The following is a 22993-nucleotide window of genomic DNA, read 5'->3' as shown; positions in this document are numbered from 1 at the left end:
GATGCATCGACAACATGACGTGCGAGGCACCGGCCTTCGATCAAATCATTGTCGGCTGACGGAGCGCGCGGCGGCAACCCTTGCGGCGCGCATTCGCGACATCGCGCACGCGAGGCTTGCCTTATCGCGCGCGCGCAGTTACGTCCTCTGGTTACGGCACTACGCATTCAGTATGTACTTAGTAAGCGCCACTAAGCACCTCGATGCACCTTCAATGTGCCTCTTCCCAGTTCTCGCCCACGCCCACTTCGGCGACGAGCGGCACCTTGAGCTGCGCCACCGAGCACATCAGCTCGGGCAAGCGCTTGCGCACTTCGGCGAGTTCGTCGCCCGGCACTTCGAGCACGAGTTCATCGTGCACCTGCATGATCATCTTCGTGCCGATCTTGCGTTCGTCGAGCCACTTCTGCACCGCGACCATGGAAAGCTTGATGAGATCGGCAGCCGTGCCCTGCATGGGCGCGTTGATGGCTGCGCGCTCGGCGGCCTGGCGGCGCGGGCCGTTGCCGCCGTTGATCTCGGGCAGCCACAGGCGGCGGCCGAATACGGTCTCCACATAGCCGCGCGATTTCGCGTCCATGCGGGTTTCGTCCATGTAGCGCGCAACGCCCGGATAGCGCGCGAAATAGCGGTCGATATAGAGCTTCGCCGCGTCGCGCGTAATGCCGAGATTCGATGCGAGCCCAAACGCGCTCATGCCGTAAATCAGGCCGAAATTGATGACCTTGGCGATGCGCCGCTGGTCCGCGCTCACTTCGAGCGGCGTGACGCCGAACACCTCCGAAGCCGTGGCGCGGTGAATGTCGTCGCCGCGTGCGAACGCCGCGAGCAGCGACTCGTCGCCCGAGATATGCGCCATGATGCGCAGTTCGATCTGCGAGTAGTCGGCGGAAACGATCTTGTGCCCCGGCGGCGCGATGAACGCCTCGCGAATGCGCCGGCCTTCGCCCGTACGCACGGGGATGTTCTGCAGATTCGGATCGTTCGACGCAAGACGGCCCGTGACCGCCACGGCCTGCGCGTAGTTCGTGTGCACACGGCCCGTTTGCGCATTGACCATGCGCGGCAGCTTGTCGGTATACGTGGACTTGAGCTTGGCAAGACCGCGATGCTCGAGCAGGATCTTGGGCAGCGGGTAATCCTCGGCGAGCTTTTGCAGCACTTCTTCGTCGGTGGAAGGCGCGCCGCTCGGCGTTTTCTTCACGACCGGCAATTGCAGCTTTTCGAAGAAGATCTGGCCGATCTGCTTGGGCGAGCCCAGATTGAACTCGCCGCCCGCGAGCGCGTACGCCTCCTGTTCGAGCGCGATGAGCCGCACGGCAATTTCCGCGCTCTGCTTGTCGAGCCGTTCGGTGTCGATCAGCACACCGTTGCGCTCCATCTTGCGCAGCACGCGCGAGGTGGGCAATTCGATGTTGCGATAGACGTAATCGAGCCCCTTCTCGGGCGCGATCTGCGGATAGAGCGCGCGATGCAGTTGCAGCGTGACATCGGCGTCTTCGGCTGCGTATTCGGCGGCCTTGTCGAGCGCGACTTCGTCGAAGCCGATCTGCTGCGCGCCCTTGCCCGCCACCTCTTCGTACTTGATCGTCTTGATGCCGAGATGGCGCAGCGCGAGGCTGTCCATGTCGTGGCTGCGATGCGATTCGAGCACATACGATTCGAGCAGCGTGTCATGCTCCACGCCGTTCAGCTCGATACCGTAGTTCGCGAGCACCTGCTCGTCGTACTTCATGTGCTGGCCGACTTTCTTGTGCTTCCCGCTTTCGAGCCAGGGCTTCAGGCGTGCGAGGACTTCGTCCTGCGGCAGTTGATCGGGCGCGTCCGGGCCGCGATGCGCGAGCGGCAAATAGGCGGCCTCGCCAGGTTGCGTCGAAAACGACATGCCGACGAGCTTCGCGACCATCGGATCGAGCGCCGTGGTCTCGGTGTCGAACGCGGTGAGTTCGGCGGCTTCGATCTTCCCGAGCCACGCGTCGAACTGCGGCCACGTCTGGATCGTTTCATAGTGGCGCGGGGCATCGACGAACAGCGCAGGCTGCACGTTCGCATCTTTCTCGGGCACGTCGCCCTGGGTCGCGGCGGGCACGGTCTCGCTCTGCTGGCTCGCTTCGGTGAGTTCGCGCAGCCAGGTCTTGAAGCCGTGTCGCGTGAAGATATCGCGCAGTTCTTCGCGCGCTTCGGCGCGCGTGGCGAGCGACGCTTCGATCGACTCGAGATGCGGCGTGAGATCGCAAGCCGTTTCCACTGTGACGAGCTTTCTCGCCATCGGCAGGAAGTCGAGCGCGTCGCGCAGATAGCCGCCCACGGCGCCCTTGATTTCATCCGCGTGCGCGATCACGCCGTCGAGCGAGTCGTATTGCGTGAGCCACTTCACCGCCGTTTTCGGGCCGCACTTGTTCACGCCCGGCACGTTGTCGACGGTGTCGCCGATGAGCGAGAGATAATCGACGATGCGCTCCGGCGGCACGCCGAACTTCGCGATCACGCCTTCGCGATCGAGCGTTTCATTCGTCATCGTGTTGATGAGCGTGACGCGGTCCGTCACGAGCTGCGCGAGGTCCTTGTCGCCCGTGGAAACGATGACCTTCATGCCGAGCTTCCCGGCCTCGCGCGCGAGCGTGCCGATCACGTCGTCGGCCTCCACGCCTTCGATCATCAGGAGCGGCCAGCCGAGCGCGCGCACGGCCGTATGAATGGGCTCGATTTGTGCAGCGAGCGGCTCGGGCATGGAAGGCCGGTTGGCCTTGTACTCGGGGTACCAGTCGTCGCGAAACGTCTTGCCCTTTGCATCGAACACGCACGCGCTATACTCTGCCGTAACGTCCTTGCGCATGCGACGCAGCATGTTGATGATGCCGTATAGCGCGCCCGTGGGTTCGCCGTCAGGACCGCGCAGATCCGGCATCGCATGGAAGGCCCGATAGAGATAGCTAGAACCGTCGACCAGCAACAGGGTCTTACCTTCCAGCTCATTTTGTAGCTTCGTTTCCACGCGTAGTTCTTCAGGCATTATGGACAAGAGAAAAGTGATTCCGAGTCTGCGTTCACTCGCAGATCAAGAGCGCGCGACGGCCAAGAAGGCGCGCGCATCGTGGCAGATGTTCACGATTATGGCAGAGTTTATCGAGGCGACCGAGTACCTGTCCGAGATCCGGCCAGCGGTCAGCATCTACGGTTCCGCCCGCCTGAAACCGGAGTCGGAGTACTACCAGCTGGCCAGCACCATTGCGCGCAAGGTGTCCGATGCGGGCTTCGCCGTGATCTCCGGCGGCGGCCCCGGCATCATGGAAGCCGCGAACCAGGGCGCGCATGCGGGCAAGTCGCCTTCGGTGGGCCTGAACATCGAGTTGCCGCACGAGCAGTCGGGCAACCAGTGGCAGGACATTTCGCTGCGCTTTCGCCATTTCTTCACGCGCAAGGTCACCTTCGTGAAGAACTCGGACGCCGTGATCGTCATGCCCGGCGGCTTCGGCACGCTCGACGAACTGGCCGAAGTGCTCACACTCATCCAGACGAAAAAGTCGCGTCACGTGCCCATCATTCTGGTGGGCGCCGAATTCTGGAAGGGCCTGCTCGACTGGTTCCGCTCGGCGCTCGTGCCCATGGGCCTCATCAATCCCGAAGACATGGACTTGATGCAGGTGATCGACGACCCGGACCAGGTGCTCGAAGCCGTTCTCAAGTTCTACGAAGATGCGGACACCGCCGAAGATACCGGGAAGGAGCACCCGGCGCGCCGCGACCGCGACTCCGACGAAGACCGGATGTTCTATCTCTGATGCATCGCTTGCGGCGCGGCGTGCGGATCGCCTGCGGTTAATGTTTTCGCAGGCCTGCCGCACCGCTCGCGCCTCGGCGCATCACTGCCCTCATGTGCTTTGCACGCCGGACGTACCGAACGGCGCCCGCGCGCTCGCCTGCTCCTCCAGCCAGCGGCAAAACTGCAGGACGAGAGGCGCTTGCGCCACCTTGCGGCGGGCCACCCACCAGTAGCCGCGCGCGTCGAGATGCGGCCCCGCGAGCGCGGGTGACGAGGCGGCAGCGTGAATCACATCGAGCTCGCCCGCCGCGGCGGAGAAGCTGTTGTGCCGCGCAGCGGCTTCGAATGCGCGCAGCGCGGGAACGGGCGGAAGGGAACGTGCCGCGCTTGTGAGTGTAGATCACAAGCGCGCGCAATCGAAATCGATTTGCCGCGCGCGCGATTGGGCTTAATCTCCGAACTTGCCCCAGAGTCCTTTCCTTTCATGAAACAATCCATCTCATCGCCCGCTACCGGACATGGCACGGACGACGGCCTGCACACGCCGACGGTACGCGATCTGTTCGTCGGCTTCCTCGGTCTCGGCTTCACATCGTTTGGCGGCGCACTGCCGCTGGCGCGCCGCACCATCGTCGAACAGCGCCGCTGGCTGACCGCCAGCGAGTTCACCGACCTGCTCGGCCTCTGCCAGTTCTTGCCGGGCGGCAACGTCATCAATCTCTCGGTCGCGCTCGGCATGCGTTTTCAGGGATGGCGCGGTGCACTCGCCGGCATCCTCGGCCTGATCGCGGGGCCGTCGCTCGTCGTGATCGGGCTAGGCGTGCTCTACGAGCGCACGCAAGACGACCCGCACGTGCGGCATCTGTTCGTGGGGCTCGCCGCGGCGGCGGCCGGGCTGCTCGTCTCGATGGCCCTGAAAATCGTGCTGCCGCTGCGGCGCGATCCTGCCGCGGCCGTCGTCGCCGCACTCGGCTTCGTGGCCATTGCCGTGCTCCGCACGCCGCTCTTGCCCACCATGCTCGTGCTCACGCCGGTCGGCATCGCGCTCGCAGCTCGCGCGGCGCGCAAGGAAGGAGGCTCGCGATGAGCGCCACACTCGTTGCGCTCGCCGCGATCTTCGGCCAGCTCTCGCTGCTCGCGTTCGGCGGCGGCAACACGATCCTGCCCGAGATGCAGCGTCAGGTCGTCGAGGTCCACCACTGGATGCCGGCGAGCGAGTTCAGCGCGCTATTCGCGCTTGCCCAGGCCGCCCCGGGCCCGAACATGATGGTCGTGACGCTGGTCGGCTGGCACGTGGCCGGCTGGGCAGGCATGCTGGTCACGTCGATTGCGAAGTTCGGACCGTCGTCGCTCGTCACGATCGCAGCGCTCCATGCGTGGGACCGCTTCAAGGACCGCCCGTGGCGGCGCATCGCCCAAAAGGGGCTCGTGCCGGTGACGGCGGGCCTCGTGGCCGCGAGCGCCGTGCTGATCGCCAGAGCCTCCGATCCTTCCTGGATCGCCTGGGCGATTACCGGTGTGTGCGCCGCGCTCGCGTTTCGCACGAAGATTCATCCGCTGTGGCTGCTCGGCGCGGGGAGTCTGATCGGGTTGACGGGGTTCGGGCAATGAGTCGGCGGCGTGCGGCGGCGTACGAGTTCAGGCTTCCTCGATATTCGCCAGCCACGCCGCGCGCCTGCCGCCAGGCGCGGCCCGCGCCACCAGCGCGATTCCGATCGAGGCCATCCACAAGGTCAGCGCGAGAATGACGGACGCCGTTCCCAGGCGCGCCGCAAAGAACCCGACCAGCAGGCCCGCAAGCGGCTGGGTAAGGTTGTTCAGTAGTGCGATCAGACCCACGGTCTTGCCGAAGTCCTCGGCGGGAATCAACCGTTGGCGCACGCCGCGCATGAACACGCTAAACATCTTGTCAAAGCCGATGACCGCGACGAAACCGGCGGCATAGACGAAAGGCAGCGATACCCACCCCGTCAGCAGACCGCCCAGCACGATCAGCAGATAAGAAGTTGCGCCCGACGCGCGCGCGGGCAGCTTCACGTGAGCGACGAACATCAGCACGACGACCGTTGCGATCGAGCCCGCAACCTGGAGCCACGCATAGGCCGAAGCCGTCTGGCCATACACTCCGGTGAACATGGCCGCCGATGTCGCCAGCGTCACGCCGACCACGAGATTCACGCCTGCCGCAAGCACGCTCACTTCCAGCAAGCCGGGTATCGCGACGATGTGCATGAACGCAATGCGATATGGCGCGAGCCAGTTCCGGCGAGGCTCTTCGCGATCGATCATCGGTATCTGCCGCCCCGCGGCCCAAAGCGAAAACGTGATATCTGACACGAGGAAAATCGCGGCAGCGGCCAACACGACGTATTCCCAATGCGAAATGCCCAGCAATCCCGCAGCGGCGAGCGGTCCGAGGACGGTTCCCAACTGATCCGCGATCTGCGTGTACGAAAGGCTTTTACGGTAGGCGTCGCCATGAAAAATGCGCGGCAGCATCGCTTCGCGAGCCATGAAGCCTTGCGTCGTCAGCACGCCCGCGCCCGCCGAAATGACGACGAGCCACGCGAGGCTGCCGTGCACGGCGAAACCCAGCACGCCGCCGACGCAGACGATCGAGCGCCAACGCTGACTCCAGCGAATCAGCTTGAGCGTCGACACACGGTCGCAAAGTGCGCCGCAAACGGGAAAAGCCGCATAGCGCGGCAAGGCTTCGCAGAAGAACGCGATGCCCGACCACGCAGCGCTCCCCGACAGCTTGAACACGACGAGCGGTACGGTGAACAGCAGGATCTGATCCGCGAGCCGCGTAAGCAGCAGTGAGAGGTAGAGGAGTCTGAGGTGCCCAGGCACGCCGGCGTTCCCGATAGGTCAAGCGAGGACGACAAGTGAAACCGGCGGCGCGCCTGTAGCCAGCCGCCGCCGGTCAATGCACGCTTACTGGAACGCCACCTCCGCGAAGCTGCGCAATTTCCGGCTATGCAGCTTGTGCAGGCCATTCGTGCGCAGAATCTCCATCGCCTTCACGCCGATCTGCAAATGCTGATCGACCTGCGCGCGATAGAACGAATCGGCCATGCCCGGCAGCTTGAGTTCGCCGTGCAGCGGCTTGTCGGAAACGCACAGCAAGGTGCCGTACGGCACACGAAAGCGAAATCCGTTCGCGGCGATCGTTGCGCTTTCCATGTCGAGCGCGATCGCGCGGCTCTGCGAAAGTCGCTGCACCGGCTCGCGATGATCGCGCAGTTCCCAGTTGCGGTTGTCGACGCTCGCCACCGTCCCCGTGCGCATCACGCGCTTGAGTTCCACGCCATCGAGCTTCGTGACTTCCGCTACCGCGCGCTCGAGCGCGAGCTGCACTTCGGCGAGCGCCGGAATCGGCACCCACAGCGGCAAATCGGCGTCGAGCACGTGATCCTCGCGCACGTAGCCGTGCGCAAGCACGTAGTCGCCCAGACGCTGCGTGTTGCGCAAGCCCGCGCAGTGGCCGAGCATGATCCACGCATGCGGACGCAGCACGGCAATGTGGTCGGTAATCGTCTTCGCGTTCGACGGTCCCACGCCGATGTTGATCATCGTGATGCCGCTGCCGTCCGCACGCTTGAGGTGATAGGCCGGCATTTGCGGCAGCCGCGCGGGCGCCGTGCCTTCGTCGTCCTGTTCGCCCAGATTCGCGTTGTAGGTGACCACGTCGCCGGGCTCGACGAACGAGGTGTATTCGCTGCGATAGTTGCGCAGGTCGGCGTCGTCGGTGTGCGCCATCATCGCGCGGCCGAGCTTCACGAATTCGTCGATATAGAACTGGTAGTTCGTGTAGAGCACATAATTCTGCACGTGCGTGGGCGACGACGCCGTGTAGTGCTTGAGCCGATGCAGCGAAAAGTCCACGCGCGGCGCGGTGAAAAGCGCGAGCGGATGCGGCTCGCCCGGCTCCGGCTCGTAGGTGCCGTTCACGATGCGGTCGTCGAGTTGCGCGAGGTCGGGCGTATCGAACACGTCGCGCATGGCGAAGAGGCGCTCGCGGTCGAGATCGCCTTCGAGGTGGATGCCTTCGGCGAACGCGAAGTGCACGGGAATGGGCTGATCCGAGACGCCCACTTCGATGGCCACATGATGGTTCTTCGCCAGCAGGCGCAACTGCTCGCGGTAGTAATTGCCGAACAGATCGGGCCGCGTGACGGTGGTCTCGAACACGCCGGGGCCGGCCACGAAACCATACGAGCGGCGCGAGTCGATATGCGTGTTGACGTTGGTGCGGATGCGCACGAACGGGTAGCACGCGCGCACGCGGCGCTCGAACGCCTCGCCGCGGCGATAGCGCGCGAACGCGTCGCGCAGGAACGACGTATTCGCTTCGTAGATGCTCGAGAGGCGCGCCACGGCGTCGGCGGCGTCTTCGAAAGATTCGTCCGGGAAGTCGTGCGCCGGCGTCATGAGGGGCCGCAGGTAGTCGTTGTTCATCTTCGTTCGCCTCTCCGTTTGATAGGTCCACATTACCACGGAAGGTGCGACTTTCTGGCGACGAACCTCGCCGCGCCCAGGGCTTTTGCAGCACCGGCCGCGCGCAGGCTGCGGACGCCGCGCGCAACCCGCCGGGGGCGGGCCGCAGCGCCTGCGCGACATGGGGCGAAGCGCCCGGATTTGCTAGAATTAAAGCATCCCATCGGAGAATGACCATGAAGTCGCACCTTCTTGCCGCCGTCGCGGTGACGCTCGCTTTCAGCGGGGTCGCCATGGCCGCGCCGGCCGACGACGCAAAGACCGCCGTCGAGGCACAATCCGCGCAGTCCGAGAACGAACGCGCGGGCCTGCCCGATCTGGCCGCGATCAACAACCAGCCGGCCGCACGCGTCACCTCGAAGGTCAACATCAACGACGTGCCGCGCGTGCCCAGCTATCACGAAGTGAGCCCGAACGGCACCGAAATCACCGAGTTCCGCGACAAGGGCAAGCCCGTCGAAATCAACGTGCATTCGAACTTCGGCACGCGCTACACGATGAGCGCGAACCCCGACACCTCGCCGCAAGTGCGCAACAACGGCCAGGCCAGCACGCGCCTGCCGTCGATCAACCTGCATTACTGAGCCATCCGGGCGTGCGCATGCCTTTTTGGGGCATGCCCGCGCCACCGCCATGTGCGCCGCCCCATAAGCCGGGCCGCCGACATCGCACCTGAGCCGGACACGCCTGCAAGCCCCTCGGGCAGCACCTCGCAGCGTTCGCCGACCCGCCATTACCAATCAACCGACCTTCTTGCATGGCCGTCTTCACCGCTGTCACCGACCAAGAGCTTGCCCAATGGCTGCGCGACTACGATCTCGGCGATGTCGTCGAATTTCGCGGCATCCAGTCCGGCATTGAGAACAGCAACTTCTTCCTGACGACGACGCGCGGCGAATACGTCCTGACGATCTTCGAAAAGCTGACGGCCGGCCAACTGCCGTTCTACCTTGACCTCATGCGGCACCTCGCCTCGCATCGCGTGCCGGTACCCGACCCCATGCCGCGCAAGGACGGCGCGCTTTTTGGACTGCTGCACGGCAAGCCCGCGGCCATCGTCTCGAAGCTCGAAGGCAAGCCCGAACTGGCGCCCGGCGTGGAGCACTGCGCGGAAGTGGGCCAGATGCTCGCGCGGATGCACCTGGCGGGCCGCGACTACCGCGGCGACCAGCCGAATCTGCGCAGCCTTTCGTGGTGGGAGGAAACGGTGCCGACGGTGCTGCCGTTTCTCGCCGACGCCCAGCGCACGCTTCTCACGAGCGAACTCGACCACCAGCGCGCATTCTTCGGCTCGGCCGACTACGCGGCACTGCCGGGCGGTCCGTGCCATTGCGACCTGTTCCGCGACAACGCGATGTTCGCGCACTCGCACCCGGCGCCGGGCCATGAAGTCCGGCTGGGCGGCTTTTTCGACTTCTATTTCGCCGGCTGCGACAAGTGGCTCTTCGACGTGGCCGTGACCGTGAACGACTGGTGCGTCGACCTCGCCACGGGCAAGCTCGACACGGCGCGCGCCGACGCGCTCCTGCGCGCCTACCAGACCGTGCGCCCATTCACGCCCGAGGAAACGCGGCACTGGATGGACATGCTGCGCGCAGGCGCGTACCGCTTCTGGGTCTCGCGCCTGTATGATTTCCACCTGCCGCGCTCGGCCGAACTGCTCAAGCCGCACGATCCCGGCCACTTCGAGCGCATCCTGCGCGAGCGCCTCGCCGGCAGCGAGGCGGGCTCCCATCACGCCTTGCCCCATCACCCATGCAACTAATTGAAGTCCCCGCGAAGACCGGCTACGTCTGGTTCCGCCAGGGTATCTGGCTGTTCCGCCGCAATCCGCTCGCGTTTCTCACGCTGTTTTTCGCCTATCTGCTGGCGATGACGCTGATTTCCGCCATTCCCGTGATCGGCGGCGTGCTGCCGCTGCTGTTCGTGCCCGGCGTGGCTGTCGGCTTCATGGCGGCGTGCCGCGACACGATCGCGGGCAAACCGGTGTTCCCGACCATTCTGATCGACGGCTTTCGTTCGTACGGCAACGTCGTGGCGAAGCACCTGCTCGTGCTCGGGGCGATTTACGTGGTGGCGATGTTGCTGGTGCTGGCCGCGTCTGCGTTCGTGGACGGCGGCGCGCTATTGCAGCTGATGACGATCGGCGGCGACCTCGATGCGCAAGCGCTCGCCAGCAGCGACGTGCCGCTTGCGGTGCTTGCTTCGCTGCTCTGCTACGTGCCGGTGTCGATGCTGTTCTGGTTCGCGCCCGTGCTCACGGCATGGCACGACGTGCCGCCCGTGAAGGCCATGTTCTTCAGCATTGTGAGCTGCTGGCGCAACAAGGGCGCGTTCATGGTGTACGGGGCGCTGTGGTTCGCGGTCTCGACGGTCGTATCGATCGGCCTGTCGACGCTTCTGCGCGCGCTCGGCGCGGGCGACTTCACGGTGGCGATCCTGATGCCCGCGCTCATCATCGTGACGACGATGCTCTATTGCTCGTTCTACGCGACTTACCGCGGCTGCTTCGGCGTGCAGGAAAAGCAGGCCGCCGAAATGCCGGACTCGGGCCGCTGAGCGGCGCGGCAGCCGTTCACACACGGCACGACGCAAAAACGGCGCCTCGGGGCGCCGTTTTCATTTTGCCCCGTGAGCGGGGCGCAGCACTGCTGCTTAGCCGTAGTGGTTCATCCACGACGGGTGGCGCGTGGCCTTCTCGCGATCCATCTTGCGCATGCGGAACTCGAGATCGTAGATGTCGACGGACTGCGCGAGATACGCTTCCTCGCGCTGCTGACGGCGAGTTTCGGCGGTTTCGGAGAGGAACAGGAAAAGACGGCTGAGCAGGTACATGATTTGGCCCTTCTTTGACGGGCACGTGCCCGCGAATCGAATGGTTCAATTATAGGGTAAACCCTGTTAAGGGTAAACCCCTAAATCACCCGTAGTCGCGTTTAGCCAACATCCTGCGTCAATTCGGCGTCGTAGGCCTCGTCGAAGGCCTCCCGGCGATGAGCTTCGAAAAAGTCCCAGATCAGCGTGCTCGCGTCCGGTCCCGTCGAGGAATGGAACGGCACGGTGTCGTCGCCGCCGCTCCAGGCGTGGTCAAGGTCCGCTACGCGGCACAGCCGCACGACGCTCGCGCCGCCCAGCTCGTAATCCTGCTCGCGATAGCCGTCCTTGAACGTCTCGCGCGACACGACGCCCTGACGCACGCCACGCGTATCCGCAAGACCGTTCAGGCGCAGCAGTTGCACCGCGAGCTGTTCCGCGTTGACCGGCGCGACGACGGTGTCCGCGTCGCCCTGCACGACGATCGCCGGCATGCCCGGGTGAATGCGCGCGCCCAATTGGGTATCAACGAGCGCCACCGGATCGTGGTGCACGCCGCGCCGCATTACATCGAGCGCCGTCACGCCAGAGCGCGCTTCACCGAAAGCGGGGCCGGAATGCAGTGCGATGGCGGCGAAACGGCTGGGCGAGCGTACTGCGAGCAGCATCGCGAGCCCCGCTCCCGCCGACAGACCCGCCAGATAGACGCGCGAACGGTCGAAGCCGTGCTCCTCGACGAGCGTGTCGATCAGCGAAACGATGGATGCCGCTTCGCCGCCGCCCGCCGCGTCGCGCGAGTCGTACCAGTGCCAGCATTGGTGCGGGTGCGCGCGTTCCGTCTGCTCGGGATACAGCACCGCGAAGCCATGGCGGTCGGCGAGCAGATTCATGCGGGTGCCTTCGGCGAACGAGTCCATCGACTGCTTGCATCCGTGCAGCATCACGACGAGCGGCATGCCCGCCGTCTTGCGCCCCGGCGGCAGATAAAGCCCGTAAGGGAGCGATCGCCCGACATGCTGGTCGTTCGCCGGTACAAGGTGCTCCGCGCGGTGCCATTCGCCCGCGGCCCAGGCGGCCGCGCGCGGACCCACGCGCGATTCGCGCACCGGCGCACCGCTCGCGTGCGCCGGCGTGACCTGCCTGGCGGCCTGCTCGGCAGCGGCCTGAGCGGCGCGCCAGATTGCCTGCGGCTGGGGGGTATCGATCCGCGCGCCTTTCAGGGCGTCGCGCGCCGCCCGGGTCTGGATGGCGAGCAGACGTCGCATGCCACCTGCCCATAGCTTCGTCAGATTTTTCGTCATCTATGGCCTCGTAAAAGGGGTCCGACACATCGTGGCGTTTTGCCGCGATCCGTCGTTGTGCAACGCACAATAACATCATTTGGATGACGCTGCAGATCGGACCGATTCGATTGCGGCCGCGTGTGCGTTCTGCGTGTGCGTTCCACGAGGCACGCCTGCGTCTATGCGAGGCAGCTATACTGGACGCTTGTCTCACGCGCATGTCGGCCAGCCAGCCGGCTCGCGCGTTAAGTCGCCATGCAGCAGGGGCTAGCCCCTGCAACCTCAGTATCCCCTTCAGACAGCCTGCAGCGCGGACTCATGCCAGATTTGCCCATTCACCTTTGGTACTCGATTACCAACCTCGGCGGCGCAGGCCTCACCCTGCCGCTCGCGTTGGCGATCGCGCTATGGCTCGTGGTCGGCTACTCATGGCGGATGGCGGCGAGCTGGGTGCTGGTGCTCGGTCTGGCAATCGGCCTCGTGACGCTCACCAAGATCGCGTTTCTCGGCTGGGGCGTCGGCGTAAGAGAACTGGATTTCACGGGTATCAGCGGCCACGCCATGCTGTCCACGGCCGTCTATCCCGTCGCGTTTTTCCTGATGCTGCAAGGCACGCCGTCCTTCGTGCGCGCCGCAGGCGTGACCATAGGCCTCGCAGTGGGGCTCGCGGTCGCGCTTTCGCGCGTGGTGCTCGACGCTCACTCGCCTTCCGAGGCCGTCACGGGCTGTGTAGTCGGGGCGCTCACCGCACTCGTATTTGCGCGCTACTGGTGGCAGGCGCAGGCCCGGCGAATTTCCGCGGCGGCCGTCGCGCTGAGCCTCACGGCGCTGACTGTCGCGTTGCACAACGTCCATGTACCCACGCATCGCTGGGTCACCAACATCGCGCTTACGGTTTCAGGTCACGACCGGCCCTATGTGCGCGCCAAATGGAAGGCCAACCGCGCCAACCGCGCGCCAGTCGCTCCCGTCTCGCAAACCCGCAACGGCCTCGCGCTGCCCGCACAGCGCCACGCCTGAACCTGCCTGACTGGGCGGTCCTCCATCGCGCGCCGCTCAGCCGGCCACGCCTAGCAGCACGCTCGAAGCCTTGAACACGGCCGTCGCCGCTTGCCCTGCGGCGAGTCCCAGTGCGTCCGCGCTCCCTTCGGTCACGATCGCGGCGATCACGGTGCCGCCCGGCAGGACGAGTGTCACTTCGGCGTTCACGGCGCCGCGCCGCACGACCTCGATCGTCCCGCTCAGCCGGTTGCGCGCCGAAAGCCGCGCCGCATCCGCCGCGCTCGCGACCAGCACGACCGAGGTTGCCTTCACGAGCGCCACCACGGGCGCGCCCGTGGCAAGCCCAAGCGCTTCGGCGCTCTCGTGTGTGGTCGTGGCCACGATGACGTCGCCGCCGGGCAGCGCGATCGACACCTCGTCGTTCACCGCGCCCCGCACGATCCCCGAGACGGTGCCAAAAAGCTGATTGCGCGCGCTCGTGCGCATGGCGAAGCGACCGAGCACGGCGAGGTCGCGCGCAAACCCGCCAGCGTGTGCGTCGCTGCCTTCGCCCGAAACGGCTCCGAGTGCGTGCGCCGCACGCTCGAGAAAGCGCCGGTGTTCCTGCTCGATGACGCGAAACGTGTCGACGAGCCGCAGCGCCCGCGGCGTGAGCGTCGTCCCGCCGCCGCCCTTGCCGCCCGTCGCGCGCACCACGAGCGCCTCGCCCGCGAGATTGTTCATGGCGTCGATGGCGTCCCAGGCGCCCTTGTAGCTCATGCCGACCGCTTTCGCGGCGCCGGTGATCGAACCGGTTGCATGGATGGCTTCCAGAAGCGCGATGCGCGCCGCGCCACCCAGCATCTGCTGGCCGGACTGAAACCAGACCGAGCCGCCCAGACCCAGTTCCGGCGCTTCGGCGGGTGTCGATGTATCGGTGCAAACGGCGTCGGCGTGGCCGGCTCCGGCGGATGGGGTGTCAGGTTTCGTGGGATTCATCATGCGCAAGGCAAGCTAAGACAAGCCGAAACGAGCGACGGTTCGGCGCCCGCCAATCCGCCAGCGATTATAGAGAGGCGCGTCAGGCGCCGCGCGGTACCTTCGGCTCACCCAGTTCGCGCAACAGGCGCTCGCCCTCCTTCGCCGTATAGCGCTTGACGGCCTCGCACCAGCCGCGCGCGAACCCAAGCTGATACGGCTCGGCATCCATGCGCTCGAGATAGCGCAAGGCCACTGCGGCGTCGTTGCCGTCGCCGAGCACGCTCTGCAGCCGCGCGAGCGCGCGCGCCACCTCCACGCGCGTGCGGCGCGACGTGAGGGTAGCGAAGAATTCGATCGTGTAGCGCAAATACTTCGCATTGATGCGCGCGCGGTGACGGCTCGCCTCGTCGATGGCCGTGAGCTTTTGCGTGCTCGCGAGCCGCTCGTAGTAGCGCCGCACACGCCGCTTCGCGTGGCGGTGCAGCGAAAACCCGGCGCTGCCGGCGTCGTGCGCGCGCCGCGCGAGCAAGTCGAGCCACTGGAGCCACGCCAGCGCCGCCCGCGCGTAGCGCTGCGAGGCCAGCGCCTCGCGCAGCCGCGCGCGCGCGGCGAGGCGTTGCGCGTTTGCCGCATCGCGAATCGCGTCCCAGCGCCCCGGCTCGACGTCGGCGGCGGCAAGCGCCGGCAGCGTCGATTCGACGAAGACATCGCGGTCGCGCGCATCGCCGAGCAGGCCGCCGAGCCATTTGAGCTCCGGCTCGATGCGCGTCTCCCAGGTTTCGTCGCACCAGCGCGAGAAGATACGCATGGCGGTGCGCAACCGCCGCTGTGACACGCGCATCTGATGGATGAACTCGCCGTTCTTGCTGTCGCGCGCGCCCGTGTCATTGCCGAACCACTGCGCGCTGATGTTGCGCCCGATCGCCACGAGCGCGGCCTCGGCTGTGGCCGCGCCGCCCAGATCCACGGCTTCGGCCTTGATGGCTTCGGCGTCGCCGGTCACGCTGCCGGCGCTGGCGCGGTCGAGGGCGTCGGTCAGGCGCACGAATGCGGGCAGCGCCCCGACGAGGTCGCCGGCACAGGCAAATAGCGCATCGACGATGGGCCGCTCGTCCTCGCCTTCGGGCCAGGGCGCGCTCACGCGCAACTCGTGCAAGTCGGGCGGGGGCGCCGCATCCGCGCCGCGAGCGTCCTGCGCCGCCGGTTCTTGTGGCGCTGCCGACGGCTCGTGCAAGTCTTCGTCGAATGTGAGCAGCACGTCGATGCCGTCGCGCGGCCACTGCCAGCGGCTGCGTGTCGCCACGAGCGTGGCCGACGCAGCGAGATCGTCCGCGCTGCCCAGCGCCTCGCGAAACGGCTCGGGCGCGGCGTCGAAGAGCGCATGCGCGATGCCGTTCGCATCGAGCGCCGCCTCGAAGATCGGTGCGATCACGGTCACTCCCGGCGTATGAACGCGCCGGCTCGACACGACGACGTGCTGCGTGCCGCCGTGCGATTCGACCGCGACGCGCCAGCCGAGCCTTCCAAGGACGCCGCCGCGGTCGAAGACGACCGTCGTCACGCGCTGGCGCGCTTCGGGTTGCGCCACGAGCGGCGGCAAAACCGCGCACAGGCTGGCAGCCTGCTGCGAAGGTTTCGGGCTGGCGTGCGCCCTGGACGCCGTTGCCATGGTGGCGGCGGCTTTTGCGCTTTTTCTATCCGGCGCTGCCGGGATCACGACGTCCAGCACGATTTCCAGAACGCGATCCATGAACGCTCCAGGGTTCTGTAGGGCGACGGATTGGAACAGTGCAAGTGGATGGAGAGCCAGGAACTGCGACGACGCGATCGATGGTACACGCGAGCGCGCCTCGATGCCCCAGGTAACGTCCCTGACCCTTCGGGAAGCCGTAATCTGACGATGATCAAGACTGCCACGACTAGACGGTGGAAAAATTACGTTTCAATTTGCCTAACTTGGCCAGTCTATAAGGAGTATTGAGTGTTCCCTGAGTACAGAGATTTGATTTCGCGCCTCAAGATCCAGGACGAACATTTCGCCCGGATTTTTCATCGTCACAACGAACTCGACCAGCAGATCAAGAACATGGAGGCGGGTATCCTGGCTTCGCACGGCAGCGAAGTCGAGCAGCTGAAAAAGGAAAAGCTTCAACTCAAGGACTCGCTCTACCTCATCCTCAAAAAGGCGGCAAACGCCTGAAACCAGGCGGCGTCCAGCGCTGGCAGGTAGTTGTCTGGTAGTTGTCTGGTAGTTGTCTGGCAGTTGTCTGGTAGCGGGCTGGCGCCGGCCATCCGCGCGCCGGCTTTTGCCTCGTCGCTGCCCTGCCCCTCAAGCCGCGACGACTTCCCTGCGCGCCGTTGCCGCTCGCGCTTCGATGCGCCTGCCTTCTTCGACGCGCACGCCCTGGATGCGAGTCACTCCGCACGCAGTCCCATCTCCGCACCCGCCGACACCATGCCCAAATCCATTCCCTTCTCCGCTTCCGACACCACCGGCCCCGCCGCACGACAGCCGCTCGTCACGCCGCACAGCGCCGAGTTGCGCACCGTCGACAGTGCCGTCGAATCCGCGAGCGAGGCCATCGCGGGCGCTGTCCACGATCTCGCCGCACGCACCCGTGCCGGGGGCGATTCGCCCGCCATGTTGATCGAGTCGATCGCGGCGTTGATGCAAGGCATGTCGCCCGACGAAGCCGCCCGGTTGCGCAGCCTGATCCTCGAAGGCAACCCTGCCGACTGGCGCAACTCGCGCACGCGCCACCCCGACGACGAACTCGCCTCTGGCTGGCGCGAAGGCGGCTATCCGTATCGCAATCTGATGTCGCGGCGCGCCTACGAGCGCCAGAAGTATCGGCTGCAGGTCGAGCTGCTCAAGCTCCAGGCGTGGGTGCGCGAAACGGGTCAGCGCGTGGTGATCCTGTTCGAGGGCCGCGACGCAGCCGGCAAGGGCGGCACGATCAAGCGCTTCATGGAGCATATGAACCCGCGCGGCGCGCGCGTCGTCGCACTCGAAAAACCCACTGAAGTCGAGCGCGGCCAGTGGTATTTCCAGCGCTATGTGCAGCATCTGCCTTCGGCGGGAGAGATCGTGCTGTTCGACCGCTCCTGGTACAACCGCGCGGGCGTCGAGCATGTCATGGGCTTCTGCACGCCTGAGGAATATGCCGATTTCATGCAGCAGGTGCCGGAGTTCGAACGGCAGCTGATTCGCAGCGGCATCCACCTGATCAAGTTCTGGTTTTCGGTAAGCCGTGGCGAGCAGCGGCGGCGCTTCAAGGAACGCAAGGTGCACCCGCTCAAGCAATGGAAGCTGAGTCCTGTCGATCTCGCTTCGCTCGACAAGTGGGACGCGTACACGCAGGCGAAAGAGGCGATGTTCTCGCAGACGGACACCGCCGATGCGCCGTGGACGGTCGTTCGCTCCGATTGCAAGAAGCGCGCGCGGCTCAATGCCATGCGATTCGTGCTGCATAAACTGCCCTATGCGAGCCGGGATGCGGAGGCGATTGGGGTGGTCGATCCGTTGCTGGTGAGTCGGGCTCTGTAGGCGGCTTCAGGCTCAGCGCTCAAGTCGCGTACTGTGCCACCCCATTCCCAAACGACCAGTTCTCCCGCGCGACATCCACGAGATTCACGAACACATCCTCGCGCCTCACCCCGGGATCGCGCGCGAGGTTTTCGGCAATCTGCGCGAACAGCGCCTTCTTCTGATCCTGCCCGCGCGTGTTGTTCAAGGCGATCTGAATCATGACCAGATCGTCGCTGCGCTCGATCCCGAGGTAATGCCGGCCGAACACGAAGTTATCGGCATCGTGCTCGGTGATGACCATGAAGATGTCGTCTTCAGGCACCTTGAACACTTCCATCAGCGCTTGATGAATGCCCTGTGCGAGCGCCTTGCGATACGTGGCGGGCTTGCCTGCGCGAACAGCGATACGGGTGAACGGCATGTCGATCTCCTGCTTGGGTGGGTTTGACATGACATCAGCTTAGGTGCGATCTATCATAATAAACAGGCATAGATAGATATTTCATCCATTTTCATCTGAAATGAAACCACTGGATCTCGACGCCGTGCGCGCCTTCGTGCTCGTCGCCGAACTGCTCAGCTTCACGCGCGCCGCCGACGCCCTCGACACCACGCAATCGGCTGTGAGCCTCAAGCTCAAGCGCCTCGAGGCGCATCTGGGCAAGCAATTGCTCGAACGCACGCCGCGCGTCGTGCGGCTTTCGGCGGATGGCCTCACGTTCCTCGCCGCGGCGCGCGACCTGCTGGGTGCACATGAGCGCGCGCTCAGGGCGCTTTCAGGCGACGAACGGCGCCTCGCGCTTGGCCTGAGCGAGCACGTTGCGGACGCCAACCTGGCCCGCCAGCTCGCCCAGCTTCGCGTTCACGATCCGGGGCTCGTGATCGAACTGCATCTGGGGCTCTCGGCACAACTGCTTGCACAGTTCGACGAGCGTCGGCTCGATGCCGTCATCGTCCGTCGGGAGGAAGAGGAGGCGCCACGCGGCGATGCCCGCCGGCTCTTCGCGCAGCCGCTCGTCTGGCTCGCCGCGCCGCAATGGCAGTGGCAGCCCGGCGCGGCGCTGCCGCTCGCGCTGCTCGCCGCGCCATGCGCGGTGCGGGCAGCGGCAATTCGCGCGCTCGACGCCGCGGGCGTGGCGTGGACCGAAGTGTTCGTGGGCGGCGGTGTCGCCGCGGTGGGCGCGGCGCTGGCCGCAGGGCTCGCGGTCTCGCCGCTGGCGCGCCGGGTCGCGCCGCGCGAACTGATCGACGTCGGCGCGCGGCTCGGTTTGCCCGCGCTGCCGGTTTCACAAGTGATGCTTCACTCGCGGGTACGCGAGCCGCGAACCGCGGCAACGCTGCAATTGCTCGCGTCGGGACTCGGCACAGGCTAGATGGCGCTCAGCTCAGGATGGGCGGCAACGCATGCGGCACAGGAATCGCACGCTGGATGGACGGCGGAGGCGCATCCACCACGAGCTTGTGGCGTGGCGCGGGCCGCACGGCGGCCGGCTTCGGCGCGGGACGCTTTTGCGTGACGGTTTTGGGCGCGGGTACCGCGCCAGAAGCCGGATGATGGCGGCGTACTGCCGCGTGGGTCTCGCCGGGCGTGTGCCGCTGCGCCGCCGCGTGGAGCTTCGCGTGCGACGGCTTGCCGGCCTTCGCAACATGGCGCGGGGCGCTCGCATCGGTGGAACCCGTCGCGTGCGTATGACGTCCGGCCGTGTGCGACGCGGCCCCCGCGTGGCCGCCGCGCGCTTTGGACGCCTGCCCGCCATGCGACTGTTGCGCAGCCGCCGCGCCCTGCCCGGCATGCGCTCCGGCCGTCTTCCCCTGTCCCCATGCCCAAACCGGCGCGGCAAATACCATCGCCGCGACCATCAATATGCCTGCCCGCACCCGTCTCTCCCCAATGCCGTCCCAATGTCCGGCGAGGATTATACCGAGTCGAACCTTGCAATAATCCATACATGGACTAATATCTACTAAAAGTTCAATTCAGGACTCGACCACCATGCCACCCGCCACTGCTTCCCTCACTCCGTCACGACGTCCCGGCGCCGAGCCCTCGCTCACCGAAATGTCGGCAGCGGGGCTCAGGGCGTTCTTCCGCATAGCGAGCGACTGGAACCTGAGCGCCGAAGAGCAGATTATTCTGCTCGGCTCGCCGGGCCGATCCACGTTCTTCAAGTGGAAGCAGTCCCCGCAAACCGCCCGGCTCGGCCGCGACACACTCGAACGCCTTTCGCTGCTGCTCGGCATCTACAAGGCGCTACAGATTCTCCTGCCCCAACCCGCCTCCGCCGATACCTGGATCAAGCGTCCCAACAGCGCGCCGCCCTTTGGCGGACGGCGCGCGCTCGACCGCATGCTGGCCGGCAACGTCAGCGACCTCGTGGCGGTGCGCCAGTATCTCGACGCAATGCGAGGCGGCTGGGCGTGACGCAAACGAACTGGCAAGACCGCTGGCGCAGCGCGCAGTTCACGTGGTCACCCGCGTTCAGGGTGATTCCCACCCGGTTTCCCGCCGTGAACCTGTTCGATCGTGTGGCTTCCGCGGACGACTTCGAGGCGCTCTACGCGCTCGAGGCGCTCACCAACGACCGCTTGCGCACCGAAACCGGCGACCTCGACCTCGTGCCGCGCGAGGAGCGCCGCTTCGGTCCCGGTTACGGGCCGATCATGGCGGCCTTCACGCACTTGAATCCGCAAGGCAGCCGCTTTTCCGACGGCACCTACGGTGTGTTCTACTGCGCGCGCTCGCGCGCGACCGCCGTGGCGGAAACGCGCTATCACTCGGGGCTTTTTCTCGCGGCCACGAACGAGCCGCCCATCCGCCAGCAAATGCGGCTCTATACGGTGATCGCACACGGCGAGGTGATCGATCTGCGCGACGACCCCGCGCTCGACCCGGGCGTGCTCTCGCCCGACGACTACACGGCCGGCCAGGCGCTGGGCCGCGCCGCCCGCGAGGCGCGTGCGCCGGGCATTGCGTATCCGTCGGTGCGCGACGAGGGCGGCGAATGCCTCGCCGCCCTCAGCACGACGCTGCTGCGCGCGTGCCATCACGCGGCATATCTGGAATACAACTGGAATGGGCACACCATCGACATGGTGTTCGAGTTGAACCGCATCGTATAGTCCGAGCGGCTAACGGGAGACCGGCAGGCGCCAGGCCCCGGGCCTCAGGGCAGCACGATCGCGGCCGCGCCGTGCGCGAGCGCTTCGACCTGCGGGACAGACCAGATGCGCGACGTCAGCGCCTCGACCATGGTGAGGCGTCCTTCGGTGATGAACGCCCCGGTGTCGATGAACACCTGCGCGCCGATCTGCCGCACTTCGCGCACCGGCGTATGCCCGCAGAACGTGAGCGAGAGCCCGTGGCGGGTCGGGTCGCCTGTACCGAGCACGAGATCGCGGCCCCAAAGCAGGCGTTCGCGCACGTCGGAATCGAACTGGCCGCTGTCGAGCGCGGCGTCGTCGCCAAAAAATTCCGCGTGGATGACATTGAAGCGCTTCTCGCCCTCGCCCACCACGCGCGCAAGCGGCAATTGGCGCAGCCGTTGCGCGTAATGCACGAGTTCGGCGTCGGGCACGCTCTGCGCCCAGCCGCCGCCGATGCCATACCAGCGGTTGCGCGGCATCCGCCCTTCGGCCACGGCGCACAGCGCGTCTTCGTGATTGCCGAGCACGGCGTAGAACCATGGCTTGTCGAGCAGCGCGAGCGCCTGTTCGCACTGCTCGCGCTCGCCCCGGTCAACGAGATCGCCCACCGAAAACAGCCGGTCACGCGCGGTGTCGAACTCGACTTCGCGCAAAAGATAGCGCAACGCCTCCACGCAACCATGCAAATCGCCTACTACGAAGTCGCGACCTGCAAGGTTGGCGGCATGGTGCTGCACGAGAGCGTCGGGTGTATGCGTCATCACTTCATCATAGCGCTGTGTGAGTGGACCATATGAGCGCCAAATATCGTAAAAAATTCGATAGCGACAGGCGCGTCACGAGTTAGACACCATGCAAGCGGCGTGCCTGCTCTCAAAGCACACGCGTTTGCAGATGCGACTGCCGGCGCGAACGCCGCCAAGCCCCGTCGTTCCAGAGTTATTGAGCCTGGGCGCGAGCGCCGCGGCCTGGGCGGCCGTGGTGGTGAACAGCGCGTCATCATGGCGGGCCGCGCACGGTAGAATCGCCGCAATCAGTTGCCAACCGCGTCAACCCGCGCCAACCCGCGCCAATTCTCGCCACGCCATGAACTTCATTCCGCTGGTACTGCGCAACCGGCCGCACATGATGATCGCCATCGCCGTGGGCATCGTGCTCGGCGCGCTCGCGCCCGCCTCGATCCGCACTTCCGCGCGCGTCCTGCTCGGCTGGGACGCAACGGTGTGGACCTACCTCGTGCTGATCTGGCTGCACATGGTGTTCGCAAACGAGGAGAGCGTGCGCGCGAACGCCCGCCGCGAAGACGAAAACGCGGGCACCGTGCTGTTTCTCATCTGCACCGCAACGGTGGCGAGCATCGTCGCCATCGTCATCGAACTGGGCACGACGAAGGATCTCGACACGGCCTCGAAAGTGCTGCATTCGCTGCTCACGGGGCTCACGCTCATCGGGGCGTGGTTCCTGATTCCCACCATCTTCACGCTGCACTACGCGCGCCTCTACTACGGCTCCGATCCCAACGAACCCGCTCTCGCGTTTCCCGACCAAAAGCTCGCGCCGAACTACTGGGACTTTCTGTACTTCTCGTTCACCATCGCCTGCGCGTCGCAAACCGCCGATATCGGCCTGCGCGGGCGCAGCGCGCGGCGCGGTGTGCTCGCGCAGTCGATTTTGTCGTTCTATTTCAACGTTTCTGTGCTAGGGCTGTGCGTAAACATCGCCGCGAGCATGGTCGGTAGTTGACCCGTTTTTCGCCGCTGCAACGGATACCGGCAATCGCCGCCGGTTTCTCCCCTCGATCCTCCCGCCTTTGCGCTCGGCCTTCGCGAACGCGCGCCTCTCGCGCGCCGCCCGCGCCGATGGCCTGTTCATGCGAATAACAGCCCCTATGTCGCTCATGGGCATGTGCCTTGCTCGACCTCCCCTGCAAGTCGCCCCGCGGCGCAAGCGGTTTGGTTCCGGCCTGCTCTTGCACTACTCTGAACAGGTGCCTGTCCA

The 22993-nt window shown here is 65.7% G+C and carries 24 protein-coding genes; 13 read left to right on the top strand and 11 right to left on the bottom strand.

Translation table 11 applies throughout. The features are described from left to right. Positions 1-211: 211 nt before the first annotated feature. Entirely contained in the window at positions 212-3013 is a 2802-nt protein-coding gene (gene polA / locus C7411_RS21975) for a DNA polymerase I (protein WP_110386175.1), read from the bottom strand. Between the two features lies 1 nt (position 3014). On the opposite strand from polA, the gene C7411_RS21970 reads away from it, so the two are divergent. Then, positions 3015-3782: an LOG family protein gene (locus C7411_RS21970; protein ID WP_110386174.1), complete on the top strand. Its 768-nt coding sequence runs from the start codon at positions 3015-3017 to the stop codon at positions 3780-3782. Between the two features lie 90 nt (positions 3783-3872). On the opposite strand, the gene C7411_RS21965 is transcribed toward C7411_RS21970, so the two are convergent. Beyond that, on the bottom strand, positions 3873-4055 hold the full coding sequence (locus tag C7411_RS21965) for a hypothetical protein (protein ID WP_110386173.1): 183 nt from the start codon (positions 4053-4055) through the stop codon (positions 3873-3875). A gap of 192 nt (positions 4056-4247) precedes the next feature. Here C7411_RS21965 and C7411_RS21960 point away from each other — a divergent pair, with 192 nt between their 5' ends. Both C7411_RS21960 and C7411_RS21955 read left to right on the top strand, forming a co-directional pair. Then, complete coding sequence (locus C7411_RS21960; RefSeq protein WP_110386172.1) at positions 4248-4850, top strand: chromate transporter; 603 nt, start codon at positions 4248-4250, stop codon at positions 4848-4850. Next, the gene (locus C7411_RS21955) at positions 4847-5374 is read left to right on the top strand and encodes a chromate transporter (RefSeq protein ID WP_110386171.1); all 528 of its coding nucleotides are present in this window, start codon (positions 4847-4849) and stop codon (positions 5372-5374) included. The genes C7411_RS21960 and C7411_RS21955 overlap by 4 nt, the downstream gene beginning before the upstream one ends. A gap of 27 nt (positions 5375-5401) precedes the next feature. Here the strand turns inward: C7411_RS21955 and C7411_RS21950 are convergent, their stop codons facing one another. Both C7411_RS21950 and C7411_RS21945 read right to left on the bottom strand, forming a co-directional pair. Next, positions 5402-6616, bottom strand: coding sequence for an MFS transporter (locus C7411_RS21950; protein ID WP_110386170.1), 1215 nt, complete (start codon positions 6614-6616; stop codon positions 5402-5404). Between the two features lie 84 nt (positions 6617-6700). Then, entirely contained in the window at positions 6701-8224 is a 1524-nt protein-coding gene (locus tag C7411_RS21945) for an AMP nucleosidase (RefSeq protein ID WP_110386169.1), read from the bottom strand. A 215-nt stretch (positions 8225-8439) separates the two neighbouring features. Here C7411_RS21945 and C7411_RS21940 point away from each other — a divergent pair, with 215 nt between their 5' ends. The 3 genes from C7411_RS21940 (at position 8440) to C7411_RS21930 (ending at position 10822) form a co-directional block, all read left to right on the top strand. After that, positions 8440-8847 carry a hypothetical protein gene (locus C7411_RS21940; RefSeq protein WP_110386168.1) on the top strand — a complete coding sequence of 136 codons (408 nt, stop codon included), beginning with the start codon at positions 8440-8442 and terminating at the stop codon, positions 8845-8847. Between the two features lie 173 nt (positions 8848-9020). Beyond that, complete coding sequence (locus C7411_RS21935) at positions 9021-10028, top strand: homoserine kinase (RefSeq protein ID WP_110386167.1); 1008 nt, start codon at positions 9021-9023, stop codon at positions 10026-10028. Continuing rightward, positions 10019-10822 carry a BPSS1780 family membrane protein gene (locus C7411_RS21930; RefSeq protein WP_110386166.1) on the top strand — a complete coding sequence of 268 codons (804 nt, stop codon included), beginning with the start codon at positions 10019-10021 and terminating at the stop codon, positions 10820-10822. The genes C7411_RS21935 and C7411_RS21930 overlap by 10 nt, the downstream gene beginning before the upstream one ends. A 96-nt stretch (positions 10823-10918) precedes the next feature. On the opposite strand, the gene C7411_RS21925 is transcribed toward C7411_RS21930, so the two are convergent. Together C7411_RS21925 and C7411_RS21920 are read right to left on the bottom strand one after the other, a co-directional pair. Further along, positions 10919-11098 carry a DUF3563 family protein gene (locus tag C7411_RS21925; protein ID WP_110386165.1) on the bottom strand — a complete coding sequence of 60 codons (180 nt, stop codon included), beginning with the start codon at positions 11096-11098 and terminating at the stop codon, positions 10919-10921. Between the two features lie 101 nt (positions 11099-11199). Further along, the gene (locus tag C7411_RS21920) at positions 11200-12378 is read right to left on the bottom strand and encodes an extracellular catalytic domain type 1 short-chain-length polyhydroxyalkanoate depolymerase (protein ID WP_110386164.1); all 1179 of its coding nucleotides are present in this window, start codon (positions 12376-12378) and stop codon (positions 11200-11202) included. 300 nt (positions 12379-12678) lie between these two features. Between C7411_RS21920 and C7411_RS21915 the strand changes: the two genes are divergently transcribed. After that, positions 12679-13380 carry a phosphatase PAP2 family protein gene (locus C7411_RS21915; protein WP_110386163.1) on the top strand — a complete coding sequence of 234 codons (702 nt, stop codon included), beginning with the start codon at positions 12679-12681 and terminating at the stop codon, positions 13378-13380. A 36-nt stretch (positions 13381-13416) separates the two neighbouring features. Here the strand turns inward: C7411_RS21915 and C7411_RS21910 are convergent, their stop codons facing one another. Next, positions 13417-14340, bottom strand: coding sequence for a TOBE domain-containing protein (locus tag C7411_RS21910; protein WP_110386254.1), 924 nt, complete (start codon positions 14338-14340; stop codon positions 13417-13419). Positions 14341-14422: 82 nt separating this feature from the next. After that, a complete protein-coding gene (locus tag C7411_RS21905; protein WP_110386162.1) occupies positions 14423-16072 on the bottom strand; it encodes a CHAD domain-containing protein in 1650 nt (549 codons plus the stop codon). 231 nt (positions 16073-16303) lie between these two features. Between C7411_RS21905 and C7411_RS21900 the strand changes: the two genes are divergently transcribed. Then, on the top strand, positions 16304-16522 hold the full coding sequence (locus C7411_RS21900; RefSeq protein ID WP_110386161.1) for an HP1242/YdcH family protein: 219 nt from the start codon (positions 16304-16306) through the stop codon (positions 16520-16522). Between the two features lie 255 nt (positions 16523-16777). Continuing rightward, positions 16778-17869, top strand: coding sequence for a polyphosphate kinase 2 (ppk2, locus tag C7411_RS21895; RefSeq protein ID WP_110386160.1), 1092 nt, complete (start codon positions 16778-16780; stop codon positions 17867-17869). A 19-nt stretch (positions 17870-17888) separates the two neighbouring features. On the opposite strand, the gene C7411_RS21890 is transcribed toward ppk2, so the two are convergent. Continuing rightward, complete coding sequence (locus tag C7411_RS21890; protein ID WP_110386159.1) at positions 17889-18272, bottom strand: tautomerase family protein; 384 nt, start codon at positions 18270-18272, stop codon at positions 17889-17891. Positions 18273-18372: 100 nt separating this feature from the next. Here C7411_RS21890 and C7411_RS21885 point away from each other — a divergent pair, with 100 nt between their 5' ends. After that, positions 18373-19224 carry a LysR family transcriptional regulator gene (locus tag C7411_RS21885; RefSeq protein ID WP_110386158.1) on the top strand — a complete coding sequence of 284 codons (852 nt, stop codon included), beginning with the start codon at positions 18373-18375 and terminating at the stop codon, positions 19222-19224. 7 nt (positions 19225-19231) lie between these two features. Here C7411_RS21885 and C7411_RS21880 read toward each other — a convergent pair whose 3' ends face one another. Continuing rightward, complete coding sequence (locus C7411_RS21880) at positions 19232-19711, bottom strand: hypothetical protein (protein WP_110386157.1); 480 nt, start codon at positions 19709-19711, stop codon at positions 19232-19234. 199 nt (positions 19712-19910) lie between these two features. On the opposite strand from C7411_RS21880, the gene C7411_RS21875 reads away from it, so the two are divergent. Together C7411_RS21875 and C7411_RS21870 are read left to right on the top strand one after the other, a co-directional pair. Beyond that, positions 19911-20273, top strand: coding sequence for an MbcA/ParS/Xre antitoxin family protein (locus C7411_RS21875; protein WP_110386156.1), 363 nt, complete (start codon positions 19911-19913; stop codon positions 20271-20273). Then, positions 20270-20971, top strand: coding sequence for an RES family NAD+ phosphorylase (locus C7411_RS21870; RefSeq protein ID WP_110386155.1), 702 nt, complete (start codon positions 20270-20272; stop codon positions 20969-20971). The genes C7411_RS21875 and C7411_RS21870 overlap by 4 nt, the downstream gene beginning before the upstream one ends. A 44-nt stretch (positions 20972-21015) precedes the next feature. Here the strand turns inward: C7411_RS21870 and C7411_RS21865 are convergent, their stop codons facing one another. Beyond that, positions 21016-21756, bottom strand: a complete 741-nt coding sequence (locus tag C7411_RS21865) for a metallophosphoesterase (protein ID WP_110386154.1) — start codon at positions 21754-21756, stop codon at positions 21016-21018. A 325-nt stretch (positions 21757-22081) separates the two neighbouring features. Between C7411_RS21865 and C7411_RS21860 the strand changes: the two genes are divergently transcribed. Then, positions 22082-22738, top strand: a complete 657-nt coding sequence (locus C7411_RS21860; protein WP_110386153.1) for a DUF1345 domain-containing protein — start codon at positions 22082-22084, stop codon at positions 22736-22738. Positions 22739-22993 lie beyond the last annotated feature (255 nt).

Source organism: Paraburkholderia silvatlantica (genome assembly GCF_003096715.1).
GTDB classification, from domain to species: Bacteria; Pseudomonadota; Gammaproteobacteria; order Burkholderiales; family Burkholderiaceae; genus Paraburkholderia; species Paraburkholderia silvatlantica.
Note: the sequence above shows the minus strand (reverse complement) of the source record. Positions and strands in the feature narration are given on the sequence as shown.